The organism is Mariniflexile litorale (genome assembly GCF_031128465.2).
GTDB lineage: Bacteria > Bacteroidota > Bacteroidia > Flavobacteriales > Flavobacteriaceae > Mariniflexile > Mariniflexile litorale.
The window spans coordinates 3181896-3196644 of record NZ_CP155618.1 but is presented as its reverse complement, the minus strand read 5'-3'; the positions used below and the strand labels follow the sequence as shown (position 1 = coordinate 3196644).

The following is a 14749-nucleotide window of genomic DNA, read 5'->3' as shown; positions in this document are numbered from 1 at the left end:
TCAAATTAAAAAGGTTTTACGGCCGTAATAAAACACGTTTTGAAAGTAAATTAATCGACATAAACTTGCCCCCTATGTGGTTTTAAAGCATCTCTTATAGGTTTCATGTTTGCTTCATCTACAACTAAATAAGCCATTGCGTGCGCATCGTTTATACTTTCAAAACCTGTGATGGAAATATTTAATTTTTCGAGTTGAATATATTCTTTTAAATGAATTTCATGGTGTTGCGCAATTTTACTGGCATCTGGTCCATAAAAATCCCATATTAATTTTAATTTTCGCATACTATTTAATAAAATATTAATAGCTGAAAGGTAAAAAATATAACGTTCAAAATGGAAATTTTGTATGTTTTTAATCCTTTGTTAAAGCAACTTGCTTTATAGCTTTATATTAGTATTTTTGTGCTATTATATAATTTTTATTCAAATGAACTTTAAGTATTTATTTATTTTAATTTTCTCAGTATTTATCATAAATGCTAATGGACAATCTGCTAAGAGCGATGTTTTGTTTAGTATTGATAATGAACCTGTTTATGTTTCAGAATTCTTAAGAGTTTATAATAAAAATTTGGACTTAGTTCAAGACGAATCTCAAAAAGATATGGATGAATATCTAACTCTTTTTACTAATTATAAACTAAAATTAAAAGAAGCAAAAGCATTAAAATTTCAAGAAAAACCAACATATATAAGAGAGTTGGATACCTATAAAAAGCAACTCGCTAAAAGTTTTATAACAGATGCTAATGTAACAGACGCATTGGTACATGAAGCATATGTACGGGTTTCTAACGATGTTAAAGCATCACATATTTTAATAAAAATTCCAGAGAATGCAAATTCTAAAGATACTTTAACAGCATATAATTCTATTTTAAAATTACGAGATAGAGCTTTGAAAGAAGGTTTTGAAAAAATAAGGCAAGAAGTACATAATGGGCAAACGGTTTATGGTGAAGATTTAGGTTATTTTTCAGGTTTTAAAATGGTATACGCATTTGAAAATGCCGCCTTCAACACGAAAATAGGGGATATTTCTCAACCATTTAGAACCCAGTTTGGATATCACATTGTATCCGTATATGACAAAAGAAAATCGAGGGGTGAACGTACCGTAGCTCATATCATGGTTGTAGAAAAACCAGGTGATTCTTTAGCTGAAAAACCAGAAGAGAGAATTCAAGATATTTATAAAAAGCTAAAACAAGGTGAAGATTTTGAAGCGTTGGCAAAACAATTCTCTGATGATGCAAACTCGGCACCCCATGGAGGTAAATTAGCCCCATTTTCTGGAGGACAGATAAACTCTGAAGAGTTTGAAACTACTGCTTTCGGGTTAAATAACATAGACGAAATTTCCAAGCCCTTTAAAACGCAATATGGTTGGCATATTTTAAAACTGTTGAATAAAAAGCCAATAGCTCCTTTTGAAGAGATGAAATCAGAATTAGAAGAAAAAATAAAGCGCGACGAACGGTCTAAATTAATAGATGAGGCCTTATACACAAAGCTTAAAACAAAATATAATATTCCAGAGAAACAACCTGCTTTACCTTATTTCGCATCTATTTTAAACGATAATTATTTTAAAAGCACTTGGCAACTTCCTAATGATTTTACAGCTGAAAAACCTTTAGTGACAATTGGAAACAAACAACTTACCTACAAAAATTTTGGCGATTTTTTAGTTACTTCTCAACGTAATACTGCTACGAAAGCCGATTTTAAAACAGTAGTTTCAAACCATTACAACACGTTTTTAAACATAAACTTAGCAACATACCAGGAAGACAATCTTGAAAGCGAAAACGAAGAATACGCTCATGTAGTTGCCGAATATAGAGACGGATTATTATTGTTTGATTTAATGGAAACTACCATTTGGAATACGGCTAAAACCGATTCTTTAGAAATTCAAGAGTACTACCATTTACATAAAAACAAGTATATAGCACCAAAACGTATAGATGCCGTAGTAGCTTCCTCCAAAGATAAAAAAACACTTAATAAAGTGGCTAAATTGTTAAAAAAAGGAATGGCATTACAGCAAATTAAAGCGCTTATCAACAGTAATGACAAAATAGACGTTATCTTTACAGTAGATACTATGGATACCAATCATCGAGCCTTGCCAAAAGGTTTTGAGTTTAAAAAAGGAATTTCCAAAATATACACTCATAATAATGCCTTTGTTTTAGCTCAAGTAAAAGAGGTATTGCCCGAAACTCAAAAAACATTCAAAGAATCTAAAGGTCTAGTTATAAGTGACTACCAAGTATTTAAAGAAGAAAAATGGCTAAAAGAATTAGCTCAAAAATATAAAATAGTTATAAACCAAGAGGCTTTAAAAAGCGTGAAATCTCAAATAAAAAACCAATAAGTGCAAAATAAAATCATCATATTGTTCCTTTCAATGTTAATAAGCTCTTGCGATTTTTATAAAAAAACAGACGACAGAATTCCTGTGGCTAGGGTTAATGATACTTATTTATATGATGATGATATTAAAGATTTAGTCTCTAGTGGAACATCTAAAGAAGACAGTATGTTGGTGGTTCAAAACTTTATTAATCGCTGGGCCACTCAGCAGTTATTTGTAGATGGCGCTAAAGTTAATTTAAGTGAATCTAAACAAACGGAGTTTAATAAATTGATAGAACAGTATAAAACCGATTTATATACCAAAGCATATATTGAAGCTTTAGTAAAAAGAGATATGGATACTGTAGTTACAAAACAAGAAGCCGAAGCATATTACAATCAAAACAAAGATATATTTAGATTAAATGAAGAACTACTTAAGTTTAGATACATTCATTTAGACGAAAATATCCTCAATTATAATTCAATTCTTGAAAAGTTTAAACGTTTCAATTCTAAAGATAAAAAAGATTTAAATGCTATTTCCATACAGTTTAAATCCTACTCTTTAAACGATACTATTTGGATTAAAACAAACCAAGTAATCAATAAAATTTCAGCTATTACACCAGAAAATAAAAATCAACTGTTAAAAAAATCTAATTTTGTACAACTCAAAGACTCATTAGGAGTATATTTGATGCAAATTAATGACGTTTTGTTGAGAAATGATACAGCACCGTTGGAGTATGTAAGGCCAACTATAGACCAAATTGTCGTTAATAAAAGAAAGCTTGAACTTATTAGAGAATTAGAAAAAGATATTACTAAAGATGCCATTAAAAATAAACAATTTGAAATTTATAAATAATTTGAAACAACTAGTTTTTTTATTCATAACCCTATTAATAGCTAATAGTGTATGTGCACAAGAGTTAATAGACGATGAGGAAATACAACAAGCGCCTAAAAAAATAGATTCGACAAGAACCCAAAATGCTAAAAAAGTGGATGGTGTTGCTGCGGTTGTAGGCGATTATATTGTTCTAGATTCTGATGTAGATAAAGAATATTTACAATTACAAGCGCAAGGTGTGAATACTAAAGACATTAAATCTTGTGAGCTATTTGGAAGCTTATTAGAACGAAAACTTTATGCACACCAAGCTGTACAAGATAGTCTTCAAGTATCGGATTCTGAAATTAGAAAAAATGTTGATTATCAGGTTGAACAATTTTTAGCGCAATCTGGTAAGTCTATGAAAGAACTTTTAGAGTTTTATAAAAAGGATGACGAAAAATCTTTTCGAGAAGACATGTTCGAGATTAATAAAACCAACCAGTTAGCAGCGAAAATGCAAGCTAAAATTGTTGATGAAATTGAAATAACTCCCGAAGAAGTACGAATGTTTTTCGAAAAAATACCTAAAGAAGAACGTCCAACATTTGGTACCGAGTTAAAAGTTGCTCAAATAGTTGCAGAACCCAAAGTATCCGAAGAAGAAAAACAACGTGTTATTAACAGGTTGAAGGAATTTAAAGCCGACATTATTGAAAACGGAGCTAGCTTCCGTTCTAAAGCTATTTTATATTCAGAAGATCCTCAATCTGGTAGACAAGGTGGTAAATTAGGATCTTTGAATAGAGATCAACCACGAATGGTTAAAGAATTTAGAGAAGTGGCATTTAAGCTTCAAGAAGGAGAGATATCTGACCCTTTTGAAACAGAGTATGGTTATCATATAATATCTTGTGATAAAATTAGAGGAAAAGAAGTAGATGTAAGTCATATACTTTTATTCCCTCAAGTTTCAACTGAAGCTTTAAAAGAAGCAAAGGAACGCTTAGAAAAAATTAGACAACGTATTGTTGAAGGTAAAATATCATTTGCTGATGCTGCAAGAGAAGCCAGTGATGAAAAAGAAACCCGTGGAGACGGTGGGCAATTAATAAACCCAACAACACAAGATTATAATTTTGAATTAACCAGAATGGAGCCTGAATTATATGCTCAAATTCAAAATTTGAAAGATAATGAAGTAAGTCTTGTTTTAAAGGAAGAAGACAGAACCTCTAAAATAAAGTTCAAAATTTTAATGGTTACAGATAGAATTAATGAACATGAGGCAGATTATGCACGCGATTATTTAAAAATCAAGAAATTGGCTTTAGATGAAAAAAAGATAAAAGCAATAGCTAAATGGCAAGAAGAGAAAATTTTAGATACTTATATAAAAATTAGCGGAGAACATAGAAATTGTGAGTTTTCTAGCAATTGGTTAAAAAAGTAACAATATGTCTGATGTAGCTGCTATTGAACAATTTGTAAAGCGATATAAGGATTTAAAAACAGAAATAGCCAAAGTTATTGTTGGTCAAGATGACGTTGTAAATCAAATATTAATCTCTATTTTTTCAGGTGGGCATTCCTTACTTGTTGGTGTTCCAGGTTTAGCAAAAACGTTGATGGTTAATACCATTGCACAAGCCTTAGGACTCGATTTTAAACGTATTCAATTCACACCCGATTTAATGCCAAGTGATATTCTTGGTAGTGAAATTTTAGACGAAGACCGCCATTTTAAATTTATAAAAGGCCCTATTTTTGCTAACATTATTTTGGCAGACGAGATTAACAGAACGCCTCCAAAAACACAAGCAGCCTTATTAGAAGCCATGCAAGAACGTGCTATAACGGTAGCTGGCAATCATTATAAATTAGAATTACCTTATTTTGTTTTGGCTACACAAAACCCTATTGAGCAAGAAGGAACCTACCCCTTACCTGAAGCACAATTAGACCGTTTTATGTTTGCTATCAATTTAGATTATCCATCGTTTAAAGAAGAAGTGGAAATAGTTAAATCAACTACTTCAGATAATCAAGCACAAGTAAATGCCCTTTTTTCGGCAAAAGAAATAACAGACTTTCAGCATTTAATAAGAAGAATACCCATTGCAGATAATGTTATTGAATATGCTGTAACCATGGTAGGTAAAACTAGACCAAATGGTGGTACAGCTAACGATTTAGTTAAAAACTATATCGATTGGGGTGCAGGCCCCAGAGCTTCGCAAAACCTAATATTAGCAGCCAAAACACATGCTGCTATACTTGGCAAGTTTTCTCCAGATATTGAAAACGTACAAGCCGTAGCTCACAGTATTTTAAGACATCGAATCATTAAAAACTATAAGGCAGAGGCAGAAGGTGTTTCCGAAGAGCAAATTATCAAAAGCTTATTTTAGTTTTTAACGTTAATTCTTTATTAAATCAGCATTAATATTCTTTAAATATTAAAAAAAATATAATCATATTAATTAAAAATGTGACTATAATAAATTCACCGTATTCATTTAGCGTATTGCTGCGTTTATTTTTAGAACCTTAGATTAATTTCGTAATTTGCATAACTTTTAAAAAACCAAATATTAAACATAGAACATATGGCATTTGACATTGAGATGATTAAAGGTGTGTACACCAAAATGGCAGAACGCGTTGATAAGGCTCGTGAAGTTGTAGGAAGACCATTAACCCTTTCTGAAAAAATATTATACAATCACCTTTGGGATGGAAATCCTACTAAGGCATTTGAAAGAGGTAAAGATTATGTAGATTTTGCTCCAGATAGAATTGCATGTCAAGATGCAACGGCTCAAATGGCTTTATTGCAATTTATGCAAGCAGGTAAAAGTAAAGTTGCTGTTCCTACTACGGTACATTGCGATCATTTAATTCAAGCTAAAGAAGGAGCTACAATCGATTTAAAACACGCAAATAGTGTCAGCAGCGAAGTATTCAACTTCTTAGAGTCTGTTTCTAATAAATATGGTATTGGTTTTTGGAAACCAGGTGCTGGTATTATTCACCAAGTGGTGTTAGAAAATTATGCATTTCCAGGTGGGATGATGATTGGTACCGATTCCCATACTGTAAATGCAGGTGGATTAGGAATGGTTGCTATTGGTGTAGGTGGTGCCGATGCGGTTGATGTAATGGCAGGTATGGCTTGGGAACTTAAATTCCCAAAACTGATTGGTGTTAAATTAACTGGTAAATTATCTGGTTGGACGGCGCCTAAAGATGTCATTTTAAAAGTAGCCGAAATTTTAACTGTAAAAGGTGGAACTGGAGCTATTGTTGAATATTTTGGGCCAGGTGCTATTTCTATGTCTTGTACAGGAAAAGGTACCATTTGTAATATGGGTGCTGAAATAGGTGCTACAACATCTACTTTTGGTTATGATGATTCTATGGAACGCTATTTACGTTCTACAGACAGAGCTGATGTTGCTGATGCTGCAAATAAAGTAAAAAGCTATTTAACTGCTGATGCTGAAGTATATGCCAACCCAGAACAATATTTCGATCAAGTAATTGAAATAAATTTATCTGAATTAGGTCCTTTATTAAATGGTCCTTTCACACCAGATTTATCTACTTCTGTGGGTAAAGATATGAAAGAGAAAGCAACGGCTAACGATTGGCCAATTGCAGTAGAATGGGGATTAATTGGGTCTTGTACCAATTCATCTTACGAAGATTTATCGCGTGCCTCATCAATTGCACAACAAGCCTTAGATAAAGGTCTTAAAATGAAATCAGAATTAGGAATTAATCCAGGTTCTGAACAAGTAAGATATACTGCCGAAAGAGATGGAATTCTTCAGGTCTTTGAAAAATTAGACGCTAAAATATTTACAAATGCTTGTGGACCCTGTATTGGACAGTGGGCGCGTTACAGCGATCCTAAAAACGCACCAAAAAACAGCATCGTTCATTCATTTAATAGAAACTTTGCGAAGCGTGCCGATGGTAACCCAAATACGCATGCATTTGTAGCTTCACCAGAAATTACCGCTGCTATTGCTATTGCTGGTCGTTTAGACTTCAACCCAATGACAGATAAACTTATCAATGAAAATGGTGAGGAAGTGATGTTTGAAGAGCCAACAGGCTGGGAATTACCTCCTAAAGGTTTTGAAGTTAAAGAAAATGGTTATTTAGCACCAGAAGCAGATGGAAGTCATGTTCAAGTAAAAGTAGCTGAAGATTCTGAACGCTTACAACTATTAACACCTTTCGAGCCTATTGGAAACACTATTAACGGCGCTAAATTATTGATTAAAGCCTTTGGAAAATGTACAACCGACCATATTAGTATGGCTGGACCTTGGTTACGTTTCCGTGGACATTTAGATAATATTTCTAACAACTGTTTAATTGGAGCTGTAAATGCTTTTGGACAAAAAACAAATTTTGTAAAAAACCAATTAACAGGTGAATTTGGTGGTGTTCCAGATACAGCAAGAGCTTATAAAGCTGCTGGTATTAAAACAATTGTTGTTGGTGATCATAACTATGGTGAAGGATCTTCTCGCGAGCACGCTGCTATGGAACCTAGATTTTTAGGTGTGGCAGCTGTTATTGTAAAATCGTTTGCACGTATTCATGAAACAAACCTTAAAAAACAAGGGATGTTAGGCTTAACATTTGCGAATGAAGCTGACTACGATTTAATTCAAGAAGATGATACTTTCAACTTTTTAGACTTAAATGAGTTCGCTCCAGATAAACAATTAACACTAGAAGCTGTACATGCTGATGGTACTAAAGATAGCATCAAATTAAACCACACTTATAATGCTGCACAAATTGCATGGTATAATGAGGGTTCTGCTTTAAACTTGATTAAAAAAGAAAACAATAAAGCTTCTTAATTAAACATCTACGTTTTAAACTATAAAAAAAGCCATTAATATAATAGATTAATGGCTTTTTTATGCTTTTTAATTTTATCTTATTTGATAAATGGCACAATAGCTATCAGATGAAATTCCTAAAATATTAACCGAAACAAGACCAGAGGTTACTTTAAAAGTGATAGTGTCACTTACTGCTAAATCCAAAGTGGCTGAAACATACCTAATTGGGGATGACACATCCACAGCACCTACAACAACACTTAGAAAACTTTGTTCTGCCACTAAAACATTGTTTTTATAAATTCCTAAACCAAAATTTGTACTTGCTGTTATAGCTGCATTAATTTTTATTTGTGCACTAATGTTATAGATACCCTCTTGCTTCGCAGTAAATGTGTATGTTGAAGGATCAAATTCACTATTATAATCAATCTGTTCGGTATCAAATTCTATTACAGACTCATCTCCAATTAAGGTATGAAGAATATCTCCACTAGTTGAGAAAGAGGCTCTAACCATTGTTGGAAGCGTAGCGTTTATGATATCTTCACCTTTAGCTCTATTAACATTTCCAGATTTTGATATAACTAAAATAGAATCGTTAATAACGTCAAGATCGGTTTCATTTATAGTACTCCTTATCCTAAGTGTACCATTAACATCTAATGTTGCAGTGGGGTTTGTTGTTTCAATACCAACCTGAGCCCCTAGTGTTGGTGTGAAAAATAGAAGAAAAATAACTTTGTTCATCATATTTTAAATTAAGAGTTACTAATTATAATATATGAGAGACTAATTTTCTATTAAGATAATAAAAAAATTATTACATTTTTTATTTTTTTTATGTTTTTCGATGTATGAATTTAAATATCCATGGATATTATATAAATTGAAAACAATATTAACATACGATTCTCTATCATATTTAATACATTTACTTTTGACTGAAATATAGAAAACGCCCATTTAACTTTTATATATGAATACCAGAGAAAATCAACTTAAAGCTTTTGACCGTTTACTAACTATCATGGATGAATTACGAACCCAATGTCCTTGGGACAAAAAGCAAACCATGGAGAGTTTACGCCATTTAACCATTGAAGAAACTTACGAGCTTGGTGATGCTATTTTAGATAATGATTTAGAAGAAATAAAAAAAGAATTGGGCGATGTACTGCTTCATATTGTATTCTATTCTAAGATAGGCAGTGAAACTAATGATTTTGATATCGCTGATGTATGCAATAGTATTTGTGAAAAATTAATAAACAGACACCCACATATTTATGGCGATGTAAAAGTTGAAAATGAAGAGGATGTGAAACGTAACTGGGAAAACTTAAAACTTAAAGAAGGTAAAAACAGTGTTTTAGAAGGTGTACCACATAGTCTGCCTGCCTTAGTTAAAGCAAATAGAATTCAAGAAAAAGTAGCTGGTGTGGGTTTTGATTGGGAACATCCGAACCAAGTTTGGGAAAAAGTTGAAGAAGAACTTGCTGAATTTAAGGTTGAAATAGAAAAAGGCGACAAGCAAGCTATGGAAAGTGAATTTGGCGATGTGTTATTTTCTATGGTTAACTACGCGCGGTTTTTAAATATCAACCCAGAAAATGCTTTAGAACGCACCAATAAAAAATTCAGTAAACGTTTTCAATATCTTGAAGAAAAAGCGAAAGCCATTAATAAACCGCTCAAAGATATGACATTAGCTGAAATGGATGTGTTTTGGGAGGAAGCAAAAGTATTTTTATCAGAATAATTTATAGAAAAACGTTTTGTTTTTTTAACTGATAGACTTGCATGTTATTTGAATCAATAAAAATTAATCCACAAATGTTTAACCCAACCTATCTTCCTAAAATTCATTAATTGAATTATCTTTGACCTTCTTAATACAGAACCATGCGCATTGACATTATTACCGTTTTACCCGAATTACTTAAAAGCCCGTTTGAAGCCTCTATTTTAAAACGCGCTATAGAAGCCAATTTGGTAGAAGTCCATTTTCATAATTTACGCGATTATACGTCTGACAAACATAAATCGGTTGATGACACACAATTTGGAGGTGGTGCAGGCATGGTCATGATGGTAGAACCAATTGATAAATGTATTTCAGCATTGAAAGCACAACGCACATACGATGAAATAATTTATATGACACCCGATGGAGAAACCTTAAAACAAGGTATGGCCAACCATTTATCGTTAAAAGAAAATATTATTATTTTATGTGGGCATTATAAGGGCGTGGATCAACGGGTGCGCGACCAATTTATAACCCGAGAAATTTCTATCGGCGATTATGTTTTATCTGGTGGTGAATTAGGTGCCGCTGTACTCTGTGATGCCATTATAAGATTAATACCAGGCGTTTTAGGCAATGAAACCTCTGCCCTAACCGATTCGTTTCAAGACAACTTATTGGCACCGCCCATTTACACCAAACCCCGCGATTATAAAGGCTGGAAAGTACCTGAATTATTATTTAGTGGCAACCTTCCTGAAATAGATAAATGGCGTGAAGACCAAGCATACGAACGCACCAAAATACGCCGCCCTGATTTGCTAGAAGAATAAAACTTTAGAGAATATAGAGAACCTCACTTATAAAAGCAAAACTCTCTATAATTATAATAATGTAGATTAAACGTTAAATAAGAAATGCATTATATCACCATCTTTAACAATGTAATTCTTTCCTTCAACTCGCATTTTACCAGCTTCCTTTACTTTAGCTTCACTTCCATAATACACATAATCCTCATAACCAATAACTTCAGCTCTAATAAAGCCTTTTTCAAAATCGGTATGAATAACACCGGCTGCCTGCGGTGCGGAAGCTCCAATATCAATAGTCCAAGCGCGCACTTCTTTAACGCCCGCAGTAAAATATGTTTGTTGTTTTAATAGCTTGTAAGCTGAACGTATTAATTTTGCAGAACCCGCTTCGTCTAAACCTATATCTTGTAAAAACATTTGGCGCTCTTCATAATCGTCTAACTCGGTAATATCGGCCTCGGTACCAACTGCTAAAAATAACACCTCGGCATTTTCATCTTTAACAGCTTCTTTCACTAATTCAACATATTTATTCCCAGAAACTGCAGATGCCTCATCGACATTACACACATACATCACTGGTTTTTCCGTAATTAATTGTGCTGGTTTTACAAAATCTTCATAATCATCTTCACTAAATTCTAAAGCACGAACCGAGATGCCTGCTTCTAAATTTTCTTTTATTCTTAATAAAACAGCTTCTTCTTTTTGGGCATCTTTATTACCAGTTTTAGCAGCACGTTTTACTTTTTCAAGCTTTTTGTCGACAGTCTCTAAATCTTTAAGTTGTAATTCCATGTCGATGGTCTCCTTATCGCGAATGGGGTTCACATTCCCATCAACATGCACAATATTATCGTTATCAAAACAACGTAATACGTGTAAAATAGCATCGGTTTCGCGAATGTTCGCTAAGAATTGATTTCCTAAACCCTCCCCTTTACTGGCACCTTTTACCAAACCGGCAATGTCAACAATCTCAACGGTTGCGGGTTGCACACGTACAGGTTTTACCAATTCTGTAAGTTTCTCTAAACGTTTATCTGGCACATTCACTACACCTATATTAGGCTCTATGGTACAAAACGGAAAGTTAGCACTTTGCGCTTTGGCGTTAGACAAACAATTAAATAAGGTCGATTTTCCTACGTTTGGCAATCCTACAATACCTGCTTTCATTTAAAATTTATTTTTTTAATTTCCACAAATGCGGAAATCTATAATTTGCGAGTGCAAATGTAGTTATTTCATTAATTATTTAAAGTATAAGCACAGAGTATTTAACTCAAATAACATACGACACTTTCAACTAGGCTTTTTTCAAATTATTTGGCTTGTAAAGACATTCGTTAACTTTGGCATAATCTTCCTTACTATCTGCAAGAATCATTAAAACATCATTTGCATGAATGTTAGTAGAACCCCCAGGCCGAATATATGCTTTATTACGTTTTATCATGACGATGAATGCTGATTTCGGGAAATTCAAATCGACAATTCTTTTGTTTACTGCGTAAAAGTCTGGTAAAATCTCAAATTCTTGCAAAGAAGATTTTGGCAAGTCCAAAATAAGTTGATCTATTTGGCTTATTTTTTTTGCCTTTTCCGGAAGTGCCACTTTTAGCCATTTGGCAAATAATGACAAGGTGGTTCCTTGAATAAGAACAGATGTAACGGAAATAAAAAATACGATATTAAAAATCATATTTGCCTTTTCAATTCCTGCTAAAAGTGGGTATGTTGCAAATACAATAGGAACTGCACCACGCAAACCCACCCAAGAAATATAAAATCGTCTTCTTAGTTTCATTTTGAAAAATATTAAACTAAGAAAAACACTTATTGGTCGCGCTACCAATATTAAGAACAAAGAAATAAGGAGTCCGATTCCAATATACGGAACAATTTGAGATGGAAAAACGAGTAGACCTAAAGTAAGGAAGAGTACAATTTGCATCAACCAAGCCAATCCGTCATACATTTTTAAAATAGTGTTTTTGTGTATCAGGTCTTGATTTCCTAAGTATACTGCACAAATATATATAGCAAGAAAACCGTTACCTCCTACAAAATCAGTTGCCGAAAATGTAATAAACATAAGGGCAATAACCAAAACAGGGTAAAGACCTTCAAAATCTAGTTTGATTTTGTTAATAATGAATTTACTAAGTATTCCAAATCCAAAACCTGCGATAGTTCCTAAAATCATTTGCTGAAAAAACAAAAAGATGATGGATACAATACTTTGATCTTGGTTAATTACTAAAGTTAGAAAAGCAATAGTTAACACATACGCCATAGGGTCGTTACTTCCGCTTTCTAATTCTAATGTGGGTCTTAAATTTGTTTTAAGTGAGAGGCTTTTGGAACGTAAAATTGAGAATACGGCTGCCGCATCTGTTGATGAAACAATAGATCCTAAAAGCATACTTTCATAAATGGTAAAATCGGTAATATACCAGACAAACGTACCTAAAGTAATTGCTGTGAACAGAACACCTATGGTTGATAAAACCACACCTTCTTTAAGAATAGGCTTTATGGCATTCCAATTAGTGTCGAGACCTCCTGAAAACAAAATAAAGTTAAGTGAAACAATACCTATAAGTTGTGCTATTTTTGGATCATCAAAACGGATTCCACCTATACCATCAGAGCCTGCCAACATACCTATTGCCAAAAAGAGTATTAGGGTTGGAACGCCAAATTTATAAGATGTCTTACCTACAATAATGCTAATAAAAAGTAAAATAGAGCCAACTAATAGTATATTTTCAATCGTTAAATTCATTCTTTTTTTCTTATGTCTGTAGGTACAAAAATACTATTAATTATTTGGCATGTCGAAAAAATAGTGCTGTCGCTTTTATATGTTTAAAAACGAAAATAATTATAATTATTTAGGATGTCATTTTGAAGGTCGATTAACATTGTAGTTAATGGGTTTATTTAAAGATATTTGTGTGCTTTGTACAAGTGTCTTCCTAATAAAAATGAAAATTAGTAAATTTGCAACTGCTAAAATTTCCAATTTTATATATTAAGAAAGGCTTATAAACAAGTATAAATACTTTAGTTTGTTAGCTGTAATTTATTTACAATCAAATCGGGGTTCTCTATTTTTTCTATAGAATCCAATATTCCTGTAATCCTTCAGGGAAGGTTTTAAGTCGCTAATATTTATTATGCTTTAAATTTCGTTTATCCCCTAGCGTTACCCTAGTTGATTTCTTTAAATTTGTATTTATTTTCATCTCCGAATATGGGAAGTGGAGCAAGATGTGCATGTACAGAATCATATATTTTGCCTGATATTTTTTCTATTTTATAGGATGATTCTTGAAATTCTGAAACGACAATAATGTTATAGTAGTCGTCGTTTTCGCGAATGGTCATCGCATCTTCAAAATTTACTGCATCAATTGGACCAACTTCATCACTTTTATTAATAGCATCCATCACAAATTGGATATTCTTCTTTGTTTGTTTTGTTTGTTTATAAAATGGAACTTTTATTTTAGATTCAAAAACCCCATTAGAAACAGGGTCATAAACAACTACCTTCTCGATAAGGTTTACACCCACATCAAAATAAAACACGGAATTCATGGGAAGATATTTTATTGTATTCATAAATGAAACATATACTGTTCTACCATCAGTCATTACTTTTATTTTGGAAAAATTATGAACTTCTACTTTTTCATCAATTAACTCTAATGCTAATTGTACGATAGAATCTTTTCCTAAAACTATAATATCTTCAACGGCCTTATTCATTTTTGTATCTTGAGAATAACTAGGATTATAATTTAATATTAAATAAAAGAAGGAAATTATTTTTAATAGTTGCATCGGCGAATCTTCTTATGAGAGTTAGCTTCTATAGAGAAAATTTTACATTGTAATATTATGATATCCATCATAAAACCCAACTTAGTAATCTTACATTTACTTATAAAATTATACATAGACAATACTCTATACACCAACGAATATAATAAACAATCACTTAAAAACACAAATAGTCAAAAAAACAAGCAATTTCTAGCCGTTTTAGGTTTACACAAGCTACTCCTTGGTGATTTCCTTCGAAATTTAAAACA

The 14749-nt window shown here is 32.6% G+C and carries 12 protein-coding genes; 7 read left to right on the top strand and 5 right to left on the bottom strand.

What is annotated here, in order from left to right:
* Positions 1-50: 50 nt before the first annotated feature.
* Positions 51-287 carry a hypothetical protein gene (locus QLS71_RS13460; protein WP_308992572.1) on the bottom strand — a complete coding sequence of 79 codons (237 nt, stop codon included), beginning with the start codon at positions 285-287 and terminating at the stop codon, positions 51-53.
* A 145-nt stretch (positions 288-432) separates the two neighbouring features.
* On the opposite strand from QLS71_RS13460, the gene QLS71_RS13455 reads away from it, so the two are divergent.
* The 5 genes from QLS71_RS13455 to QLS71_RS13435 all read left to right on the top strand — a co-directional run bounded on the left by QLS71_RS13455 (position 433) and on the right by QLS71_RS13435 (position 8093).
* Entirely contained in the window at positions 433-2388 is a 1956-nt protein-coding gene (locus QLS71_RS13455) for a peptidylprolyl isomerase (protein ID WP_308992573.1), read from the top strand.
* Positions 2389-3240: a peptidyl-prolyl cis-trans isomerase gene (locus QLS71_RS13450; RefSeq protein WP_308992574.1), complete on the top strand. Its 852-nt coding sequence runs from the start codon at positions 2389-2391 to the stop codon at positions 3238-3240. It begins immediately after the preceding gene.
* A 1-nt stretch (position 3241) separates the two neighbouring features.
* The gene (locus tag QLS71_RS13445) at positions 3242-4660 is read left to right on the top strand and encodes a peptidylprolyl isomerase (RefSeq protein ID WP_308992575.1); all 1419 of its coding nucleotides are present in this window, start codon (positions 3242-3244) and stop codon (positions 4658-4660) included.
* Positions 4661-4664: 4 nt separating this feature from the next.
* Positions 4665-5618: a MoxR family ATPase gene (locus QLS71_RS13440; protein ID WP_308992576.1), complete on the top strand. Its 954-nt coding sequence runs from the start codon at positions 4665-4667 to the stop codon at positions 5616-5618.
* Positions 5619-5816: 198 nt separating this feature from the next.
* A complete protein-coding gene (locus QLS71_RS13435; RefSeq protein ID WP_308992577.1) occupies positions 5817-8093 on the top strand; it encodes an aconitate hydratase in 2277 nt (758 codons plus the stop codon).
* A gap of 75 nt (positions 8094-8168) precedes the next feature.
* Here the strand turns inward: QLS71_RS13435 and QLS71_RS13430 are convergent, their stop codons facing one another.
* On the bottom strand, positions 8169-8831 hold the full coding sequence (locus QLS71_RS13430; protein WP_308992578.1) for a hypothetical protein: 663 nt from the start codon (positions 8829-8831) through the stop codon (positions 8169-8171).
* Between the two features lie 226 nt (positions 8832-9057).
* Here QLS71_RS13430 and mazG point away from each other — a divergent pair, with 226 nt between their 5' ends.
* Both mazG and trmD read left to right on the top strand, forming a co-directional pair.
* A complete protein-coding gene (mazG, locus tag QLS71_RS13425) occupies positions 9058-9840 on the top strand; it encodes a nucleoside triphosphate pyrophosphohydrolase (RefSeq protein WP_308992579.1) in 783 nt (260 codons plus the stop codon).
* Between the two features lie 143 nt (positions 9841-9983).
* Positions 9984-10661, top strand: coding sequence for a tRNA (guanosine(37)-N1)-methyltransferase TrmD (trmD, locus tag QLS71_RS13420; RefSeq protein ID WP_308992580.1), 678 nt, complete (start codon positions 9984-9986; stop codon positions 10659-10661).
* Between the two features lie 66 nt (positions 10662-10727).
* On the opposite strand, the gene ychF is transcribed toward trmD, so the two are convergent.
* The 3 genes from ychF to QLS71_RS13405 form a co-directional block, all read right to left on the bottom strand.
* On the bottom strand, positions 10728-11822 hold the full coding sequence (gene ychF / locus QLS71_RS13415; protein WP_308992581.1) for a redox-regulated ATPase YchF: 1095 nt from the start codon (positions 11820-11822) through the stop codon (positions 10728-10730).
* Between the two features lie 130 nt (positions 11823-11952).
* Positions 11953-13434 (bottom strand): potassium/proton antiporter, encoded by a 1482-nt coding sequence (locus QLS71_RS13410; protein ID WP_308992582.1) that lies wholly within the window; start codon positions 13432-13434, stop codon positions 11953-11955.
* A 428-nt stretch (positions 13435-13862) separates the two neighbouring features.
* On the bottom strand, positions 13863-14423 hold the full coding sequence (locus QLS71_RS13405) for a hypothetical protein (RefSeq protein WP_308992583.1): 561 nt from the start codon (positions 14421-14423) through the stop codon (positions 13863-13865).
* Between the last annotated feature and the right edge of the window lie 326 nt (positions 14424-14749).